This is a genomic window from Paraburkholderia sp. NPDC080076, from assembly GCF_050281145.1.
Lineage (GTDB): Bacteria > Pseudomonadota > Gammaproteobacteria > Burkholderiales > Burkholderiaceae > Paraburkholderia.
Genome location: NZ_JBNNWQ010000012.1, coordinates 124,956 through 145,071, shown reverse-complemented (window position 1 = coordinate 145,071; position 20,116 = coordinate 124,956). Strand labels below are relative to the sequence as shown.

Sequence of the window (20,116 nt, the reverse complement as noted above, 5' to 3'; positions counted from 1 at the left end):
GGGTGTGCACCGGATTCTTGCCCAGTGCTATTTTTTGGTGAATTGTGTGGTGTGCCGCGCATTTGAAACGGGGCGCGTCGTTCGCATAGAATGCTGCCATTGAGCGCGCGGCTCGCGCATCTACGTCAGTTCACCAGTTACGCCAGAGACCGCACCATGTCGACCTTGATCATTCCGGAAATGGACCTCGAAACAACCCGTGCTGAGCTTGAGCGGCTGCAGGCAAGATCCCCATTGTTTGGGCGGCCTGGTTTTCTGATCAGGCGCCTGCATCAGATTCACGGGTCGTTGTTCGCCGAAGAGACTAGCGAGTTCAATATCACGCCCGTGCAATACAGCTTGCTGACCACGCTTGAAGCGCTGGGCGAAATTGACCAGAACACGCTGGCCATCGAGATCGGCCTTGAACGTTCGAGCGTCGCCGAAGTGATTCCGAGGTTGCATGCGCGCGGTCTCGTCAACCGAAAGCAGGCTGCGCACGACAAACGCCTTAGGCTCGTACGGCTTTCTGCCCAGGGCAAGCGTCTCGTGGCAAAAATGGCGCCGGCCGTGCAACGCGCGCACGACAGAACGATCGAGCATCTGTCATCTGTAGAGCGCGATTTCTTCATGTTGCAAATGATCCGGCTCGTGGAGGCCAATAATGAGCGGACCGTCGTGCCGTTGAGGTTGCCGGAGGGTTAGTGGTGGACAACGTGAGAAATTCGGTTGCTACTTGACTTGGTCGAGGTCGGATTCTTTTGTCAATACATCCGCAGTTTTTGAGGGAAAGTGAAGAGCACACGTTATAGAGCGACTGCGGGCAGCATGACCTGGAAAATTCCAGCTGGAAATGTATACGCAGCGTAGTACCCGTCGACTCCCTTTGCGGTGGTTCCGTTCGTTCAGCGTGTCTTCATGCGATCTAAGGTGGAAGCTGCTGGACCTCACGTTGCTGTTCTGATCGCAGGTAGCCGCGCGAAGTGGGAGCTTGCGGCAAGCATGAAGAGCTTTGGTGTCCATCTCGGTCTTTCATCGCCCTCGAACTGGCAAGCATCGCTTTGTCGCGCGCAATGACCCCTGGTAAGTGGGCGCGCAGGAGATCGACCCATGTGCGTACTTTCGCATCGGTGAACTTGCGTGAAGCGTAAAGTGCGTAAATGTTCATCTTCTGCAGCGTGCGATCGGGTAGCACGCGAACTAGCGTGCCGTTGCGCAGACCGTCGACTGCGGCATACAACGGCAGCATCCCGATGCCCATGCCTTCGCGGATTGCGACAACAAGCGATTCGGCGATATTCACTTGCAGCGGGCCCCTGACTTGTAGCAATTCGCTGTCGTCAGGTCCTTCGAGTAACCACTCGCGCTCCGGAAAGCCAGGCGTGTTCAGCGTCAGGCATTCATGCTGCGCCAGATCGCCCGGTTGCCGCGGAGTGCCGCGCGAGCGCAAATAGTCCGGCGATGCGCACAGGATGCTACACGTGGAGCCGAGCAGGTGCGACACCATCTCCGAGTCAGAAAGAGACGGCGCTACAACGACGGCAACATCGCTGCCGCCACCGAACAGATCCGGCGTACTCTGCGACAAGGTTAGTTCGACCGCAACTTCCGGGTATTGGGCGCGATATTTCGAGATCGCCGGCAGCACATAGTGTTGTCCAATGCTCGCCAGGCTGAACATCCGTAAAGTGCCGGCAGGGCGTTCGTGCGCACTGCGAGCCTCCTCTTCTGCAATGTCGAGGTCAGCTAGGATCTGTTGACAGTTTTGCAGATATCGCTCGCCAGCCGGTGTGAGGGCAAGACGTCGCGTCGAACGGTTCAGCAGGCGGGTTCGCAGATGGGCTTCGAGTTCTGATACCGCTCGAGACATGACTCCGGTCGTCGTATCGAGCGACCTGGCAGCGGAGGTGAAGCTGCCGGTCACCGCGATTCGCGTGAACGCGCGCATTTTTTGCAATGTGTCCATAAAACCCTCAGATTTAAGTGGACGGTCAACGCACTACTCGTTGCTGCTGCGGTTACCGCGTGTGGCCGGATTTGTCCGGAAACTCGACCGGCCTCCCCGACTATAAATGTCTCGTTGGCAAACTGTCGCAACCACGATCGATGCCATACCGAGGCGAGCACTGTCGGCCCAAGACCAGACAGGTGGTGTCGATAGCGGACCACCGCCGTGCCAGCAAAAGTGCAGCTTTACCAAGCGACCGAGACCGGTGATTAGGCGACCAAATTCCAGAGGCGCAACACAAGCAGCACGAAGAATAGGGCGGCGAACAGGACGATCCGGTAGATAGCGTCGACCGTCCCGCCAGAACATTTTCAAGGTGCTGTAGTCGCTAAACAAAGAGGCGCTTGCGGGTACGCTGTGTTAGCACGATTAGAAATCTGCGGCCATCGCAATCGCTTGACGTTTCCCCTGCTCGATAGTTTCCGGTCCCTTAGCATCCCAAGTGTGTTCCACCGTCAGGCTTTTAACTTCATCCACACCGATGAACTTCAGCCAGAAATCGATGTAATCGGCTTGATGTTTAAACCCGGGGCTACTAATACCCGCACCTCTATCGTGGCTCTGTCCGCGAACATAGATGACGAGGGCCCTCGGGACCTTCAGTATTGGGCCGTATCTTTCGCCATCGAAGGTGAACAGCATGTTCCGCTGACTGACAAGATCAATCAGTTGTTTCAGCTTATAGGGATATCCAAAATTCCACATCGGGACACCGACGACTATCCGATCTGCTTGTTGAAAACGCTTCACAAGAGACTGTATCCGAATCCAGATCGACAATTCGGCGCTATCCATCGGCTCTTTTGATACTCCTTTGTACTTTGCACCAATCGCATGACTGTCAAAGTCAGGCAAGTTTTCGTCCCAGACGTTCAACGTGTCGATCTCAATCGAAGGAGTAGCCTTACCATACGCATCGAGAAACGCGTTAGCGACAGAGATTGAGACTGACTTGGCGCCACGAGGAGAAGACACGATGTTTAATAGACGCATGATGCGTGACCCTGATGCGAAAGTGTGAACAATAGGGGTGAGTGCAGAATGCCTTGTTTCTTTATGTCTTGCGCCGAGTGGTCCACGCATGCCGGGCCATAGCGGTCGGCCTGCGTCTGATTGGACACAATTGCTCTTGCGAAGCCATGATGCCAGTCTGCGGAATGCGCTACACCGGTTCAACAACGCTGGGCGGGCAGACGTTACCCACCACGCGCCACCGCCCCATTGACCGCTCGCGCTCTATACGCCATTGCGAGCCGACGCGAGTACCGCCTTACTTCTGCTCACCGGTCGCTTCGAGGATCAGATTTGCCACTTCAGTCGGATGCGACAGAAGCGACACGTGGCTCGACTTAAGCTCGATCGTATGCGCGTGCATCCGGTTCGCCATGAAGCGCTCCAGATCGGTGTTGATGGTCCGATCTTCAGTCGACACCGCATACCAGGTCGGCTTGTCGTGCCACGCGGCGACGGTCGTCTTCGCCATCGTGATCGCCTTGCCGATAGGCTGCTGAACCGCATAATACTTTTCTGCTTCAGCCGTCGGCAGATCGCCGGCAAAGTCCTTCAAGAATGCCTGCTCAGACAGCGCGCCGTAGCCGTCCGACCACTGAAGCCCCGCCGATGCGGGCGCGGCCGGGAATTTTTTCGTCAGCGCCGGATAGTCCTCTCCGGCATCCGGTGCACGCGCGGCAATGTACACAAGACCGGCCACCTTCGGATCATCGCCAGCCTGGCTGATCACCATCCCGCCGTACGAGTGCGCGACCAGCAGCGTTGGGCCCTGCTGCTGCGCAAGCGCGCGCTTGACCGCGTCCACGTCCGCGTCGAGCGAGGTCGTCGGATTCTGCACCGCCGTCACGTGCAGGCCCTTCGCCTGCAGCAGAGGAATCACTTTCCCCCAGCTTGAACCATCTGCAAACAGTCCGTGAACCAACACGACGTTCTTGATCGGTGCGGACGGGGCGGCGGTGCTGTCCTGCGCAGATGATGTCGTTGCGCTCAGCAGCGTGGCGCAGGCGAAACCGGCGAGGACAAACGAATTCAACTTCATGAGACTTCTCCGAGATAGGTGAGGGATGAGATTCGCGGATTTCGCTCAGCCGCTGCGGCGAGTCGATAGACGAACCATACCCAGTCAATCATCCGGTCGATGCTTCCGACTGCAAGCGGGCGCTGGATTCTGGTGTACGAAGGGGCAAACACAGGCTCGGAGCAAACATTCCATTCGCTGCAATTTTTTTTATGGCGTCAAATGTGCCGCGACGCGAGGCCGTCGGAGAACGCCGAAAAAGGATCCCGTTGCGATTTGCGGATAGACGCTTGACGCGAGACCGTGTGAAGCATGCCACTGCGGGCTGGGTCGATGGACGGGCTGGATTGCGGCTGCATGGCTATATGCCGGTGTGGCGCTTCTGCATCGTCTCGTCAGCCGCCGTGGAGAAAGTCGGGTATGAGCTGCAAGAACTTTTGCATCCAGATGGTCAAATGGGAAAAGCCATCTTTCAATCCCGCTTAATTTCACAGCCGTAAACGGGGTTGGAAAAAACCGGTCCTAGACGCTTTCGAATCCGTCCCTGTTGTCTTCCAAGGCATCGTTGAGCCAATAGAGAGCCTGGACGACGCGCATCGCGGGCCTCCCGGCCCAATAACGACGGCGGGGAGCGATGATGCGGGGCATCCGCTGCCTCGCGGGCCGGCCCAATTGCCAGGTGGCGGGAAGGGTGCCGTTGAGCTACCAGATATGGCAGCGTGTTTCTGTCACAATAGCGCTCAGCCGTTTCGCTGACGTACCGTCGGCAACGCCCCACAATTGACCTTTTCGTAAATGCGCATCTTCGGAATCAGCCTTTACGTCATCATCGCCCTGTTCTTTGCGGTGCATGCCGTGCGCACCCAGCAGAACATGTACTGGCTGCTGATCCTGTTTCTTTTCCCTGGCCTTGGCAGTGCGGTCTACTTCTTTGTCATTTACTTGCCCTCCCTGCGCCAGTCGCGTGGGGCAAGGGCGGCAACGAGGGCCATCTCGCAGTTTGTCGATCCCAATCGAGCGGTGCGCGAGGCGCGCACTGATTTCGATCGCGCGCCGACCGTCGCGCATCGCATGCGGTTGGCCGCAGCGCTGCTCGATGCAGGAAATGCCGCCGAAGCCCTGGAGCATTACCAGGCGGCGGCCAGCGGGCCGTTCTCATCCGATCCGGCTTTACTCCAAGGGCTGGCGCGTGCGCAGTTTGCCAACGGCAATGCTTCGGCCACGCAGGACGCCCTGGAAAAACTGTTCGCCGCCCATCCTGTCACCCGACGGCAGCCGGAGCCTGCCTTGCTGTATGCACGAGCCTTGGGCGTGATTGGCGCGCCAGGCACACGCGCCGCGTTCGAGATTGCGCTCGCGAGCGCAAGAGACGCTGCACCGCGTTGCCTGTACGCCGATTGGCTAGCGGTGCAGCCCGACGAGGCCGACCGCCAGCGTGCGCGCGAACTTTACGCTGAGATTGTGCAGGATGCCAGGCATTGGCCACGCCACGCCCGCGAACATAACAGCGAGTGGCTGCAACGGGCCCAGGCCGCCCTAAGCCGATAATCCACGGGGGCCCGCTTGAGAGCGGCAGACCTTTGGCTGCGGGGTCAGTCCGGGCCGAAGCCTGCCGAAGGCCCCATTAAACCTGACAGATTCGAAACGACCGGTTCATACGGTCTGCGCGTAAGCCGCTGTTCGCGAGCGGTGTGGATGACGCGAGTGCTTCGCGTATGGGAGCCCGATGAGGTTTCCCTGATTCCAGAGTTCTCATGCTCGAGACGGGCTGTTAATCCTGCGTGACGGTTTCTGTCAGATGCCTGGTGCACCAATCTACGATGGGCAGCCAGTTCACCAGCGAGGCGTTCACCGACGCCGTGCTCGGAAATGTCCATAAGGCCTTTATCGTGTGGGGCGGATTATTGCCCCACCTCTGCCCCCACACGACGGACGGCTCTCGCGGGAACGGAGCGGAATTGTCGGCATGGGCAAGTGGCCGGCCTCGTTCGTTTGTTCGCGAGCTTGGGGCTACTTTGCGTGCTCGCATATCAATGCGTGATCTACACGCGCGGCAACCGGTCATACCGATAACGCAGTCCCATTTCTGACGGGTCGCGGGCTGCCAGCCGTCCAAACGTAAGTCGGCGGAGCAGCAGTTAATTCGCTTAAGAGAACCAAGGCTTTGTGTCGGGAACTAGCCGGACTGGGTTGCGTAGAAACGTATCGTTACCCACTGAAATGACCGCTTTCTCCGCACGCGGTCTCGTACGCCATAAAAAATACGGTTTCCTAAATTTCACCAAATTCCGATCCGCAGACATCCCACAGCAACATCAATTCGCCCGCATCTTCATCCCACCATTTGCAACGCGGTACCAGGGGAAAAACCTAATGTCTGATGAATCCTTACGCGTGCATATTTGAACGAAATATTCATAGGTGGATTCAGCATAATTTACTAGCAGGAGACACGATGAAAATTCCCACCAGTCCAAAGCGCCGCAAGCTGCTGAAGTTAGGCAGTGCTGCTGTCATCCTCCCGGTTGCAGCACGTGCTGGCGCTGCAACTCTTTCCTCGCCCGGCGCGACCGGCGATCCCTCTTCAGTTCCATCCGATACTTTCGATTCAGCCAACGCTTCGACGCAGGCCGATTCGGCGCGCGTTCCCGCCGATCAGGCACTGCTGTTCCGATACGACTCGCCTGCTGCCGAGTCCAGCATCCAGTTTCAAGGCCTGCCGGTCGGGAACGGGCGGCTCGGTGCGATGGCCGGCGGCGCGAGCGAACGTGAGGTGCTGTACCTGAACGAAATCACGTTGTGGTCGGGCAGCAAGAACGTTGTCGATCCGGCCTACACGACGACGGGGATGGGCACCTACCTGTCGCTCGGCAAGCTCTACATCGATCTGCCCGGTCACGCCGGCGCCACGAACTACCAGCGTTCGCTCGACATCAGCAATTCGATCGTACGCACGCAATACCGCGTTGGCGGCAAAACCTATCGGCGCGAGATTTTCAGCAGCTTCCCCGACAACGTGATCGTCGTACGGCTCACGTCCGACGGCGGCACCTATAACGGCGCGGTGTCGCTGGTCGACGGGCAGGGGACGCAAACCATCGGTGAATCGAACCACGCGCTGTCGTTCTCGGGCGCGGTCAGCGGCAGTGGCGAGCTGTACACGACCTACATGCTGGTCGTTCCAGATGCGGGCGTCGCTTCGCTCGACTCGGCCAACGCGCAGATCACTCTTCAGGGTTGTCCGGCGCTCACGATCATCATCGCGGCGCGCACCGACTACAACGGGCGCTACGTCGAAAACTATCTGACGGGCGTCAATCCGCGCGGTGCAGTGATCGCTGACGTGAAGGGCGCCTCGTCCCTGCGTTACCGCGAACTGCTCGAGCGTCACGTGCGCGACTATCGTTCGCTCTTCGGGCGCATGGACCTCGATCTCGGCAGGTCGAGCGATGCGCAACGGGCACTGACGATCCCGGAGCGGTTGCTGGCGCGTCAGGTGAATCCCAACGCGGCCGACCCGGAGCTCGAAGCAATGTACGTGCAGTTTGGACGCTATCTCACGATCTCGTCGTCACGCGGTTCGATGCCGGCGAATCTGCAGGGTTTGTGGAGCACCACGAACAACCCGCCGTGGATGGCCGACTACCACACCGACATCAACATCCAGATGAACTACTGGCTCGCCGATCGAGCCGGTTTGCCGGAGTGCCAGCAACCGTTCGCCGATTACGTCACCGGGCAGTTGCCGTCGTGGGTTCAGTCGACGAAGAATCACTTCAACGATGCCGCCAACGTGAACTACAGCAATTCGAACGGCAACGTCGCGGGCTGGACGGTTGCCATTTCGACGGGCATCTACGGCTCTATAGGCTGGGACTGGAGTCCGCCCGCGAGCGCCTGGTATTGCCGCACGCTGTGGAATCACTACCAGTACACGCTGGACAAGGCGTATCTCGCCCGCATCTATCCGGTAATGAAGTCCGCGTGCGAGTTCTGGCAGGCGCGTTTGATCAGAGACCCCGTGACGGGTCTGCTCATCGACGACAAGGACTGGTCGCCGGAGCAGGGACCGCACCAGCAGCTCGGGATCACCTACGCGCAGGAACTCGTGTGGGATCTGTTCACGAACTATCTGACCGCGAGCCAGCTGCTCGGTAAGGACGCGGATTTTGCTCGCTCGATCGGGAGCATGAAGGCGCAGCTCTATCTGCCGAAGGTGAGTGCCACGACAGGGCAGCTTCAGGAATGGATGAGCGACAGCATCGTCGGCGAGACGGGGCATCGGCATCTGTCGCCGCTGATCGGCTGGTTCGAAGGCGAGCGCATCACGCTCGACAGCGATCCGAAGCTCGTGGCCGGCGTGAAGGCGCTGCTGCTTGCACGCGGCTTCGACTCGTTCGGTTGGGGGCTCGCATGGCGCATCGCCTGCTGGGCGCATTTCCACGACGCCGCCAACTGCTATTCGATGATCCCGAAGCTGCTGCGCTATTCGGTGGGCAATGACGGCGTGAGCGGCACGTTCGCCAACATGTTCGACGCGTATGCGTTGTCGAGCAACTCATCGGCGTTCCAGATCGATGCGAACTTCGGCGGTCCGGCGGCAATACTGGAAATGCTGCTGCAAAGCAGGATGGATCGCATCACGCTGCTCCCCGCGCTGCCGTCGCAATGGAGCACGGGGCATGTCACGGGCGTGCGGGCAAAGGGCGGATTTGCGGTGGACGTCAAGTGGAACCGCGGCGTGTTGTCGTCCGTGAAGCTCGTCAGCGTCGGCGGCACGCGAACGACACTGCAATACGGCAACGTGGCGCGAGCCGTGTCGATAAGGGAAAACGGAACGGCACGATTCGACGGCAACCTGCAGCCGGTTTCCTGAACCCCCGAAGCGGCCGGGCAGCCCGAAACAGACGCCGCACAGCAGTTTACCCGGAAGTCCCAGTTTCATTTTTCAACAAAGGAAAATCATGAAGATCCTGGGTCGCACACAGGTGTATCTGTTTTTCGCGAGCATCATAATGGTTTTCGGTTTGTCCGGCTGCGGCGGCGACCAGCAAGGTTCCTCCGACGGCGCGAGCGTCATGCAGGCCGCGGCCAACTCCGCAAACGTTTCCGCACAAGGCGGGCCATCGCAAACTCAGGCCCAAAGGTCGATTGCACTACCGCCAATGGGTTGGGCGTCGTGGAATGCGTACGGCTGCAATATCACCGAGGATCTGGTGAAAACGGCCGCGGACGTTATCTCCGACGGCCTGAAGAAGGATGGTCCGTTGATGAAAGCGGGCTACAGCTATATCAACGTCGACGACTGCTGGTTCGCGCCATCCCGCGATGCGCAAGGCAATCTGGTTGCCGACCCCGTGAAGTTTCCGAGCGGCATCAAAGCGGTGGCCGACTACATTCACGCCAGAGGTCTGAAGTTCGGCATGTATGAAGTGCCCGCAGCCGAAACCTGTGCTCAGCGCAACAATCTGTACCCTGGGCACACCAACCCGATGGGCAGTCTTGGGCACGAAGTTCAGGATGCCAATACATTCGCGGCGTGGGGCGTCGACTACGTGAAGTACGACTGGTGCTCGCCGGATGGCACCGTCGACGATCAGGTGGCCGGTTTCCGGAAGATGCGCGATGCGCTGGACAGTGCGGGTGCCGCGGTGAATCGGCGGATCGTCTACAGCATCAATCCGAACAGTTTTCACACCGACAAGACGGGCAGATCGTATGACTGGGGGCAAGTCGCGGATCTGTGGAGAACGACCGAGGACATCACCTATGACACCGGTACACCGGGTCATCAAAGCACGCCGGATTTTTCCAGAATCGTCAACCAGAATTTCTACGGCAATCTGTTTCCGGAAGCGCAACATACGGGTGTCTATAACGATGCGGACATGATGCTTGCCGGGTTCGGTCTGAGCGCCGCGCAGGATCAGACGCACATGAGCCTGTGGGCCATTTCCGGTGCGCCGCTTATCCTGGGTCTCGATTTCACGACGCCCGTCAGCCCGGCAACGATGGCGACGCTGACCAATCCGGAGGTGCTCGCCGTCGATCAGGACCCGCGCGGCCTTCAGGCGATCCGGGTCGCGGTGCCGCAGAACGGTCTGGGCGTATGGGCCAAGTTGCTCGCCGGTCAAGGTCGCCGTGCGGTAGTTCTGCTCAACACGACCGGGTCTGCCGCTTCGATCACGGTGAACTGGAAGGATCTCGGACTGGACCCCGCTGTTTCGGCCAGCGTGCGGGATATCTGGGCGCACCAGGATCTTGGTTCGCACGCGTCCGGGTATACGGTGTCCGCTGTTCCGGCCGGCGGCTCCGTCATGCTGACCATCGCCGGCGTGGACGATGCATCGAAAACCCACCCGGCCAAACCGGTCACACATGAAGACGGCGTAGCACGCTACACGGTAAATGCAACCGCGGGCGGGTACATCGACGTGACGTACCGGAACGAAGGAAAGTCTTCGCTGAAGGTGCCGCTGATTCTCAACGACAGCGTACTCACGACGATCCAGCTGCCCGTTACCATCGGACAGGCCCAGGGCACCGTCACGCTGTACATGCCGTTCGTGCCGGGAAGCAACAAGCTGACTTTCGTTCTTCCGGACAAGGGGCGCCGCGCTCCGTCGATCGGCAAGGTGACGCTGATCGCCGCTCCGCAACCCGCATTGCCGCCTATCGCCTATGAAGCGGAAAGCGCCACCAACATCATTCAGGATGCGGCAGTCCAGGCATGCAACATATGCAGCGGCCACGAAAAGGTCGGTAATTTTGTGAACTCGGATTCGAGCCTCCAGTTCAACGGAATCGTGGCGCCTGCCGATGGCGAGTATGCGGTCCCCGTGGTGTATATCAGCGCGGACGACGGTGGCGGTTCGCCTCGTGCAATGAGCGTGAGCGTCAACAATGGCCCACCGGTTCCCGTGCGGTTTCCCGGTGAAGGCACCTGGGACTTTCCGATCCTGTCGAGTGCTCAGGTCATGGTCCCGTTAAAAGCCGGTGCGGCCAACACGATCAAGTTCTCGGTGATTTCCGGCAACTACGGTCCCGATATCGACGGCCTGGGCCAGGCAGTCAGCCAGCCGGCCAAACAGTGACCGGCGATCCATGGAGACAGGCATGAAGAACTTCTTGATGCGGATTGCGCTGCCGTTCGTATTGGCTGCGAGTGGGGTACAGATGTCCGTTGCCGCCGACGCGACGGCCCAACCGAATGCCGCCGCGGCGCAATCGTGGGAGAAAGGATCGCGATTCCGTCACGACGAAGTGGCGGTCCTGTTCGTGATGGGGCAGAGCAACAGTGCCGGTCTTAACGGCCTGCCCGCGGATCTGACGTTGACGGGAGCCTCGGGTGCGGGCGCGGGCACCGGCGGGATGCCGGCACCCAACGTATGGGGCATCCGCAACGACGGCTGGGGGAACATCACCGGTAACGCCGACGGGACAGGTGCGCCATTTACCCAGCCGATATCCACGATCGATCACGTGTCCTGGGTGAACTGGTCGGACAGCACGTCGTCCGACATGAATCTCGGCTACTACGGCGGCAGCGGAAATGCCGCCAATTTCGCCGCGTATGCGTGGCAGGCGGCGATCAATGCGGGCGAGCCGCTGCCCGATCTGTACATCATTCATATCGGCTGGGGCAGCCAGGGCGTGGACGTCGCAGACGACGCGTTCAGCGGCTGCTGCGGCTGGACGGTGCATGGCGTTAATCTCTGGCAACCCATGCTCGATGCAAGCAAGACGCCGACGTATGCGCTTGCACCGTTCGCGCGCCGCATGATGTATCTGGGACTGAAGCAGATTCTGGCGACCGGCAAGAAGCCGCGCATCCTCGGCCTGCAGTGGAACCAGTGGGAAGCAGAAGCTGCACCGCTGAATTCGGCCGGCAACGCAACGACGATTCATCGCGCGCCGCAGAATTACGCTGACCTCTTCAGCAGTTTTTTTGCTGCGGTGGGTTCGACCTTTCCGGTGCTGATCGTGAAGCCGTTGTCGACCGCTTACGACAACGTCACCAACGCGGTCGCGCCTTATAATCCCGCCGCGCTTGCGTCGATGCAGAAAGTGTTCGGCGGCTTCGTCGACGCGAATCCTCGCGTCTTCAGTTTCGTCGATGCGTCGCAGTCGCCGGACTGGAATGGACAGCCGCCCGGGTTCGGTATTTTCCAGGGCGGCGCGTTAGGCGGTGGGGACGGCAGCGTGCACTACAACCTGGACACGCAGAAATGGTTCGGCGAGCAGGCGCTCGCATCGTGCCTCGGGCACTCCCGACTCTGTGGGCCGCGCATCACGGATCTTCCGCGGCGCCTGCCGAATTGACGAACGGATCACTCCGTACCACTCGGCGCCATCGCCGCGCCGAAACAGACCCGGGTACATCGTGCCATAAGTCTCGTGAAGCGAGTGGAGGAGGGTGCGGGAAAGCGGCCGGGCGATAGCCATGCCACGTGAACTCAGCGCAAACCTCTAACCTCGCTCGGCGTGACAGTTCCGGCAAATCGATTGCCGAAATGGGTTCTCGTGTAGTTGACGACAGCAGCGACCTGATCGTCATTCATCGCGTCGCCAAACGATGGCATCGCCTTTCGGCCGTGCAGTACATTGGCGATGACGTAGGGTGCCGCTTCGACTGCCGGGTTGTCAGCGAGCGCCGGGTAGTGACCCGCGCCCTGTGCGCCTTTTCCATCCGGCATATGGCACCCCGCGCAGGTAGCGTTGTAAAGCGCTTCACCGCTTTTTTCGGTGAAGCGATAGCCCGGTGAAATCGTGAAAGTGCGTGGTGCTTCCTGTGCCACGGCCTGAACCGACATTGTCGCGGCTCCCATCAGCAAGGCCATCAGCATCACGCCGAGGATCAGCGTCGGCTTATCCATTGACGATTCTCCGATGCAACCGGGTGATCGCATCCAGCGACGACAGCACGGCGCCTTCCTGCCATGCCGGGATATGGGACGCGTGCTCTCCGGCAAGGACGATCCGTCCGTCGATCTGACAGAGATTTGCGTAATGCGCTTTTCTCAACGCATCCGTCCATGCGGCGAAGCAGCCATTCGTGAACGGTGATCGGCTCCAGCTCATCGCGAAGCCGGTCTGGTACTCGCGCGCGTACTGCGGATGAATCTGGCTGCCCTGGCTCAATGCCACCGCGATCCGTTCGGCAGGGGGCAGCGCACCCATCTCATAGCTGGCGGGCCCCCACATGTAGGCGCCAAGCAGCACCGCAGGACCGGTCGATCCGTAACCTGTTGCCGGATAGCCAATCGTCGAGATCGGCAGATCAGTTTGCGTGATGCCGCCGTAGATCTGCTCGTCTTCTTCCCAGAATCGCCGGCCGAATTGCAACCCGATTTTCACCGATGTCTCGTAGGGCACCGCATCGATCGCGGCGCGCATGGCCGGACCGACCGCAATGTCGATCTGACTCAGAATCGAGAGCGGAATGGTGCACACCAGCCAATCCGCGTGCGCGTTCCGTTCGGTCCGGGTGGTCGTATCGGTATAGCGCACTGTGACGCCTTGCTCGTCCTGCAAGATAGCCGTGACTTTGGCGTTGAACACTACGGCGCTCGCGACCTGAGAATGAAGCGCATGGGCAATCCTGTCCATGCCGCCGACAGGCTGGAAAATGGTGCTCTGGAAGTCCTGCTCGTTTCCAGACGAGAGCCATTGCCACAAACGCGATGCAAGCAGGGGGTCGCGCGGGAGCAGATCCGACGGGACGGCCTCGGGCATCAGCCCACCGCCGTGCGCGGTCGCGAATCCGCGGCGTTCACTGCTTCGCCGGCCCGCCTGATAGCTGCCATCCCGACCAAGCGCACCCCATTCGCGCAGGGATTCGAGTAGCAGATGCGCATCTTCGCCTGACACCGCATCGTCGAGTGCGTCCTTGCGGATTGCTTTGGAAAGCAGCTCGGCGATATAGCCTTGATAGTCGGTCTGCACCGCCCGGAATCGTTGCGGTTTACCACCGAAAGCCTCAGTCGAATGCAGGTATGCGTTGTAATTGACCTGGATGAACGGTTCGAGCGACACCTTCAGGCGTCTTGCGTAGTCGAGTACGCCCTGGTGGTGATACGGAATGCGCCACGGCCCCGGGTTCAGATAAAGCCCGTCAGCGAAATCGCAGTACTGGGTGGCACCGCCGAGTTCTGTATAACGATCACCGCCCCTGACAGTCCAGGCCCGGCCACCCGGGCGGTCGTTGTACTCGAGCACCTGCACGTGGTAGCCCGCGTTCCTCAGCTCAAAGGCCGCGACGAGGCCAGCCATGCCCGCGCCAAGCACGAGAATTCGCGTTCCTTTGGGTGCGCAGTCGAGTCTGATCGGGCCGGCGTAGGTCGAGGTAGCGGCGAACCCAAGCGTGCCCATGCCTTGCATCATGGCGGCCGCGCCGAGGTTCTTGCCGATCAGCGTCAGCAGGTGCCGGCGGCTCATCGCATTTGTGGTCATTCTCGACATAAGGACGTGGTGCCCCGACTGGAGAGAAACGATGGCGAACGAAATCCGATGGCATCCCAGATCGTAAGGCTCGAGTCATCTGGATTCGCATGTTTGGCGATTGCGTTGGGGCGTACTGCAACGGACTAGTTCATTTTATGCGATCACCCGTCGAGCGTCGTGAATCGAACACCAGAAACACCGGTGGTGAGCGGGCGATGTTGGTCGTCGCGCCCCCCGTTGTGGTGCGAACGTCAGGAGGCCGTCTGTTTCCACTGAAATAGGGCTCGAGGCGAATTAAAAAGTATGAACCGTTTCTCGTCACCACGCTCGACTGTCCGTTATCAGGACGGCCGATTGCATCCTGTGGGTCGGGCTCGCCAGGGCGCGCGAGACGGCAGCGTTCGAGGATGAGCGAGATGGGGTGGCTGTTTCGCGACACCGGCCAAGCGGATTGAAACGCTCCGACCTGACGTAGCACCTCTCAAACAAGCAAGGTTTCCTTGCTTGTTTTTCTTCTGATTAGTCCGCGTCTGCGAGGGCGCGTGTCGTGCGAACCTTGGACGGCCGGTCTCGCAGCAGCAGGGGCATCAAACGCCGGTTAGCGGTCTGCGCCGCCCACTCGCAATACGCGGCGCTGCCGAGCACCCAGCCCTTGAGCGTCGACTGCATCAGGTTATCGACCTCGTGTTCGTCAAGGGGCCGTGCGCCCAAATCGCGGTAAGTCTGATGGCGCTCGGACGGCGTATTGCCGAGCGCCCGGTAGAGTGGATGGTCCTTGATAAAGCTATCGACACGCATTCCGATGTGATGTGTGTAGCTCGACCACTGGTAGTTCCCAGGCTCTGCCACAAGGCGGTTGCGCACCGGCGCTTGATCGATGATCTGGCTCGCGAGCAGGAAATACCGGTCGGGCTCAATCACTGTTGCCCAATACGCGCCACGCCACACCGTACCGCGGCGTCCATGGCGGCGGTTGAAGGTCTCGACATAGCGACGGCCGACCGCCTGCATCGCCATGGCCACGCTCGACTCGTATGAAGGCGTGACGAGCAACTGTACCGCGTCAGGCATAAGGACCCACGCGTGAACTGCCAGATCGGCGACGCGCGCTGCGTCTGCCAGGCAGGCGAGGAAGTACAGGTAGTCTCCTTCGTCCAGGAATGCGGGCCCCGTGAGCCCCTGCAGGATAACGTGCTGAGGTTGTTCTGGGACGTAGTGCCGTGCAAGCCGTGTCATGCTGAAGTAACCGGAAATCCGATGTGAGAAAGCGATCCGACAGGTATCGGACGCGCGACGGTGCGTAACGAAATTCTATCGGTCATGTGCGTGCGTTTACATCACGAACAGGCCTTTTTTCTGGCCTCTTTTCGTTGATTTGCCCATCGTAGCCAGCGTCTTTTTTATGCGTGCGCTGCGTTCGCCGTGGGCGGATTGACGGAGGGCGCGAACGCGTTCGCCGCCAATGACACGGCGGATGCGGGCGCGGCCGCCGCGCCTCAATGCATTGCGGAGCGGCCGTCGGCGCTGTCGTTGAACCGCTGGCAGGAAGACTGGTCCGCGCTGGCGAATCCGTGCGTGCCGCGCAAGTCATCCGATGCGCTCAAGTACATCCCGCTCGGCAGCGATCCGTCGACGTATCTGTCGCTCGGCGCGAACCTGCGCGAGGCCTTCGAACTGAACAATGCGCCGCTCTTCGGGCTCGGCAGCGCGAGGCCCGACAGCTACGTGATCCAGCGCACCGAAGTGCATGCCGACGCGCGCATCGGTCAGCATGCGCAGGCGCTCTTTCAACTCCAGGATGCGCGGCCCTTCGGCCGGCTACAACCTGATCCACGTGAAGCCGTCGATTACGTTCAAGGTGTCGCCGAAGGTCACGTTAATTACCGCGCGCGTTTTCCAGTGGCATGCGATCGCAGCCGATGCAATCTACAGTCAGGGCATGGCTGTGGTGCCCGGCACGGAAGGGGAGCGAACGCGCTGGACTGGGATGTATGGGCAGGTTCGCGCCGACTGGCTTGTCAGTTCGAACGTTGCGCCCGCGCTGGAAGCGGTGCGAACGCGCCCGACCTTCGACGAACCAAAAGCCTGCAATCCACAGCACTCTTGTCAGAAGTGAGTCAATGAGTTTGGACTGAATCGCCGCTGATAGTGGCGATTGGGACGGCGCCGCCGCGTTCTCGTGGCGTACTCGCGTGTGCGAACTCGGCTTGTCTTCGTCGCTGCTTCTACGGTTCGCGATAGCCCGTCTGTCTGTCCAAGGCGCGAAGTTTGCCGAGGACGGCTCTATCAATCAATGTCTTCTTTACCCACTTCAACAGTCGTGGCATTCGTCGCTGCAGGATTTTTCGTTGTGTGCAAGAATCGCCGCGCGCGGCTTACCGGCCATAACAACGACAGTAGGCCGACTTCATATTGGTGACGAGGAGTAGACACTTGATTCAGCGAATTTCCGCCTTCTTTACTCAGGTGGTGCACAGGTTTTTGCCGGACCCCCTGATTTTTGCCATCCTCCTAACCATCGTGACCTTCGCGCTCGCGCTTGGTTTGACGCCGAAAGCACCCGCGGACCTCGTGATGCTATGGGGTTCTGGCTTCTGGAATCTGCTTGCATTTTCGATGCAGATGGCGATGATTCTTGTGACCGGCCACGCATTGGCGAGCTCAGGCCCGGTCAAACGGATGTTGGTCGCCCTCGCAAGCTCCGCGCGTACACCCGGCCAAGGCGTGATGCTGGTGGCGTTTGTGGGCGGAGTGGCCTGCGCCATTAACTGGGGCTTCGGTCTGGTCCTCGGTGCGATGCTTGCGCGCGAGGTCGCGAGACGTGTCCCCGGAACGGACTACCGTCTCCTCGTTGCAAGCGCCTACATGGGTTTCCTGACGTGGCATGGGGGCCTGTCTGGCTCAGTGCCGCTAGTGGCCGCGACCAAAGGCAATCCGATGGAGAAGACAGTAGGTCTGATTCCGGTATCGCACACCATATTCACCGGCTACAACGCGTTTATCACCATCGGCCTCATTATTCTTTTGCCAATTCTGGCGAGACTCATGATGCCGAAGCCGGAGGACGTCGTCACAGTGGACCCGGCCCTTTTGCAGGACCCGCCGAGTGTCGAGCGCAAACTTCCTCCTAACGCGACGTTCGCGGAGAAGATGGAAGAAAGCCGTATCCTGGCGTTCCTGGTGGCGGCACTGTGCGCCGTGTTTCTGGTAATCCGATTCGTCAAGAACGGCTTCGTTCTTGACATCGATACCGTGAACCTCGTGTTCCTCGCAGCAGGTATCGTGCTTCACAAGACGCCGATGGCCTATGCGCGCGCTGTAGCCGGTGCAGCCAGGGGCGCGTCCGCCATCATGATTCAGTTCCCGTTCTACGCTGGCATTCAGGCCCTTATGGACCATTCGGGGCTGGCTGGTGTAATTACGAAGTGGTTCGTCGACATCGCGAACGTTCACACATTCCCGCTTCTGGCGTTCCTGAGTTCGGCGCTTATCAATTTCGCGGTGCCGTCTGGCGGCGGTCATTGGGTGGTGCAAGGTCCCTTTGTTATGCCGGCAGCGCAAGCACTTGGCGCCGACCTCGGCAAGTCCGCGATGGCAATTGCCTACGGCGAAGCGTGGACGAATATGGCGCAGCCGTTCTGGGCACTGCCTGCACTTGCTATCGCCGGTTTGGGCGTTCGAGACATCATGGGCTACTGCGTGACGGCACTTCTGTTTTCAGGCGTGATTTTTGTGGCTGGTATGTACCTGTTCTGAGAAGGTTGGCGCTCCGCCTCAAGCGAGGTGGGGCGCCCAGGAAGGCATGTTGCGAAGCTTCGTGTCCTTCCGTATGAACTACATCGGGCCGTTGCTGCTCGCCGGCTGGGCACTAGATTCCTTGACCGAATTGATTTCGTAACGATTGGGTCAAATTTTCCTACGCAGCGATCTTTGCTTCGTAACACCATCTGTGTGACCTGTTCGGGGCCACGGGTCAGTTGCGCAACCCTCGCCTGCAACGTCAAATATTCCGCTGGGTTGAAGAACTGCGTGCTTGTCCTGTAACAGCGTTTTGCTTCGATTGGCACTGGTAATTCCGGCTCGGCAGCCCTGGCCGAATGTATACTGACCAGGCCGCCATTCTGGTCGTGGACGAACGTCTGCCAGTTCGAACTGCCGTTCTGGTTCTGTTATCGCGCACTCATGCCGAGCTTTTCGAAGTTTGCGCGGAACTGTGTGAACCCTTGGGCAAGCAGTGCAATGTGGTCGACAGCGCCACGTTCGTTGTTGGTCGGAATATCGTCGTTCTTATCGGCAGCCGCTCTGCCCGTTACGCGACATGCTGACCAAGCCACGCAAGCAATGTGTCAGTGACGAAGGACTGATTTTCAAGGTTCGAAATGTGGCCTGCCTCGGGTATTAGCATTTGCCGGCAGCCAATCACCGCAGCCATTCGTGCCATTTCGGTTGGTGGCCGCGGAATGTCGAGTTCGCCGCACATGAGCAGCGTACTGGCGGCGTCAAGACCGGCAAGACTGGCAAGGGCGTCGGACCGCCCGAAAATTAACCGGCCCAGCGGTACAACCGACTGTCGCAACTGGTCCGCAGAGAACCCCGCCAGCGCTTTTCGAAACTTTGCGTGCACTTCACCGTCTAGCGTTGCGCCCCGGCGGAAAAACAAAGGCACGATGACCTCGATCATCGGAGCGGGAATACTGCCAAGCGATTCGATCGCGTTGAACATCTGGGAATATTGCTTGAGCGTCGCATCAGGTTCGGCGCTCCTGTCGGTATCCATCAGGACGAGGCACTTGACACGGCCCGGTTCTCGCAACGCGAGTTCGGACCCCCACATCCCGCCCACCGACAAACCGACTATCGCGCATTGTCCGATACCCAGGGCATCCAGAAGACGGCCCGCATGTGTGGCCAAATCGCCAAGCGAACGCGTATTCTCCGGGAGCTGCCCGGATTGCCCGTGGCCCCAAAGGTCCGGAACAATGACCTGATAGTGGCGAGACAACGCGTCGATTTGCGGCGCCCACATTGACGAATCCCACAAGTAGCTGTGCCCCAGCAGCACCGGGAATCCCGTGCCGTGAGTCTGATAGTGCAGCGGCTTTCCTTCAATTTCGATGAATGGCATGTTTGATCAGGTAGAGGTTTCGAGTTCCGTGCGGCAGACTCGCTCCGTCGCAACGAGTGCAGCGTAATAACGCTTGAACCGATCAAAGCATTCCATCGGTTCGTTATGTTCCTGGGGCGCAACCTTGTTGAGGCACGGTTCTGCTGGACCGCGGGCACGGGAGGAAAGTTCCGCCTGGAACGCCATCGCGCTTAAACGTTCGCATGCGAAGTATAAACCTATTCGCATTTGAAGCGCATTTGTGAAAGTCAACGAGCCGTCAACTGAAACTTGACATCAACGCGGCTGCGGCACTTCGCGAGGTTGAAGGAGCGACTGGTGTTTGGCGCGCTCGCGGGGCAACAGTCATGTCCAGCATCGCTGGCATATGTAGCGGCCAAGAGCAAGTCGGCAGTCAGACAGGCAAACCGATGGGTTCTTCGCGAGACTGGCGACGCCCGCAACCACGTTTAAGTTCGGCCGCGAGGCGTCATGGATAGGCCCCAATGCACGCTGAGATGGGTCGCTGTTAGCGAGGCGCCGTACAGGCGCT

Annotated in this window: 14 protein-coding genes and 1 pseudogene; 8 read left to right on the top strand and 7 right to left on the bottom strand. The window is 59.7% G+C overall.

The genetic code is table 11. From position 1 onward, the window contains the following. Window positions 1-156: 156 nt before the first annotated feature. On the top strand, window positions 157-684 hold the full coding sequence (locus ACQKRQ_RS35225) for a MarR family winged helix-turn-helix transcriptional regulator (protein WP_132379971.1): 528 nt from the start codon (window positions 157-159) through the stop codon (window positions 682-684). A gap of 220 nt (window positions 685-904) precedes the next feature. On the opposite strand, the gene ACQKRQ_RS35220 is transcribed toward ACQKRQ_RS35225, so the two are convergent. From ACQKRQ_RS35220 to ACQKRQ_RS35210, 3 genes are all read right to left on the bottom strand, one after another. Beyond that, on the bottom strand, window positions 905-1,945 hold the full coding sequence (locus tag ACQKRQ_RS35220; protein ID WP_427482157.1) for a LysR family transcriptional regulator: 1,041 nt from the start codon (window positions 1,943-1,945) through the stop codon (window positions 905-907). 411 nt (window positions 1,946-2,356) lie between these two features. Continuing rightward, window positions 2,357-2,980, bottom strand: coding sequence for an FMN-dependent NADH-azoreductase (locus tag ACQKRQ_RS35215; RefSeq protein WP_427482155.1), 624 nt, complete (start codon window positions 2,978-2,980; stop codon window positions 2,357-2,359). A 277-nt stretch (window positions 2,981-3,257) separates the two neighbouring features. Next, on the bottom strand, window positions 3,258-4,037 hold the full coding sequence (locus ACQKRQ_RS35210; RefSeq protein ID WP_427482153.1) for an alpha/beta hydrolase: 780 nt from the start codon (window positions 4,035-4,037) through the stop codon (window positions 3,258-3,260). 284 nt (window positions 4,038-4,321) lie between these two features. Between ACQKRQ_RS35210 and ACQKRQ_RS35205 the strand changes: the two genes are divergently transcribed. From ACQKRQ_RS35205 to ACQKRQ_RS35185, 5 genes are all read left to right on the top strand, one after another. Continuing rightward, window positions 4,322-4,516: a hypothetical protein gene (locus tag ACQKRQ_RS35205; RefSeq protein WP_427482152.1), complete on the top strand. Its 195-nt coding sequence runs from the start codon at window positions 4,322-4,324 to the stop codon at window positions 4,514-4,516. A 295-nt stretch (window positions 4,517-4,811) separates the two neighbouring features. Further along, window positions 4,812-5,564: a hypothetical protein gene (locus ACQKRQ_RS35200; RefSeq protein ID WP_427482151.1), complete on the top strand. Its 753-nt coding sequence runs from the start codon at window positions 4,812-4,814 to the stop codon at window positions 5,562-5,564. Between the two features lie 907 nt (window positions 5,565-6,471). Continuing rightward, window positions 6,472-8,892, top strand: a complete 2,421-nt coding sequence (locus ACQKRQ_RS35195; protein WP_427482150.1) for a glycoside hydrolase family 95 protein — start codon at window positions 6,472-6,474, stop codon at window positions 8,890-8,892. An 88-nt stretch (window positions 8,893-8,980) separates the two neighbouring features. Continuing rightward, entirely contained in the window at window positions 8,981-11,110 is a 2,130-nt protein-coding gene (locus ACQKRQ_RS35190) for an alpha-galactosidase D (RefSeq protein WP_427482148.1), read from the top strand. Window positions 11,111-11,132: 22 nt separating this feature from the next. Next, window positions 11,133-12,338 (top strand): hypothetical protein, encoded by a 1,206-nt coding sequence (locus tag ACQKRQ_RS35185; RefSeq protein WP_427482147.1) that lies wholly within the window; start codon window positions 11,133-11,135, stop codon window positions 12,336-12,338. 134 nt (window positions 12,339-12,472) lie between these two features. On the opposite strand, the gene ACQKRQ_RS35180 is transcribed toward ACQKRQ_RS35185, so the two are convergent. The 3 genes from ACQKRQ_RS35180 to ACQKRQ_RS35170 all read right to left on the bottom strand — a co-directional run bounded on the left by ACQKRQ_RS35180 (window position 12,473) and on the right by ACQKRQ_RS35170 (window position 15,695). Then, window positions 12,473-12,892, bottom strand: a complete 420-nt coding sequence (locus tag ACQKRQ_RS35180) for a c-type cytochrome (protein ID WP_427482146.1) — start codon at window positions 12,890-12,892, stop codon at window positions 12,473-12,475. After that, complete coding sequence (locus tag ACQKRQ_RS35175) at window positions 12,885-14,477, bottom strand: flavin monoamine oxidase family protein (protein ID WP_427482145.1); 1,593 nt, start codon at window positions 14,475-14,477, stop codon at window positions 12,885-12,887. The genes ACQKRQ_RS35180 and ACQKRQ_RS35175 overlap by 8 nt, the downstream gene beginning before the upstream one ends. Window positions 14,478-14,978: 501 nt before the next feature. Then, a complete protein-coding gene (locus tag ACQKRQ_RS35170) occupies window positions 14,979-15,695 on the bottom strand; it encodes a transposase (protein WP_427482143.1) in 717 nt (238 codons plus the stop codon). 186 nt (window positions 15,696-15,881) lie between these two features. Here ACQKRQ_RS35170 and ACQKRQ_RS35165 point away from each other — a divergent pair. Together ACQKRQ_RS35165 and ACQKRQ_RS35160 are read left to right on the top strand one after the other, a co-directional pair. Beyond that, window positions 15,882-16,316: pseudogene (locus tag ACQKRQ_RS35165) on the top strand (alginate export family protein); the annotation flags it as partial. A gap of 576 nt (window positions 16,317-16,892) precedes the next feature. Continuing rightward, complete coding sequence (locus tag ACQKRQ_RS35160) at window positions 16,893-18,215, top strand: TIGR00366 family protein (protein WP_427482141.1); 1,323 nt, start codon at window positions 16,893-16,895, stop codon at window positions 18,213-18,215. A gap of 553 nt (window positions 18,216-18,768) precedes the next feature. Here ACQKRQ_RS35160 and ACQKRQ_RS35155 read toward each other — a convergent pair. Then, complete coding sequence (locus ACQKRQ_RS35155; protein ID WP_427482140.1) at window positions 18,769-19,584, bottom strand: alpha/beta fold hydrolase; 816 nt, start codon at window positions 19,582-19,584, stop codon at window positions 18,769-18,771. Window positions 19,585-20,116 lie beyond the last annotated feature (532 nt).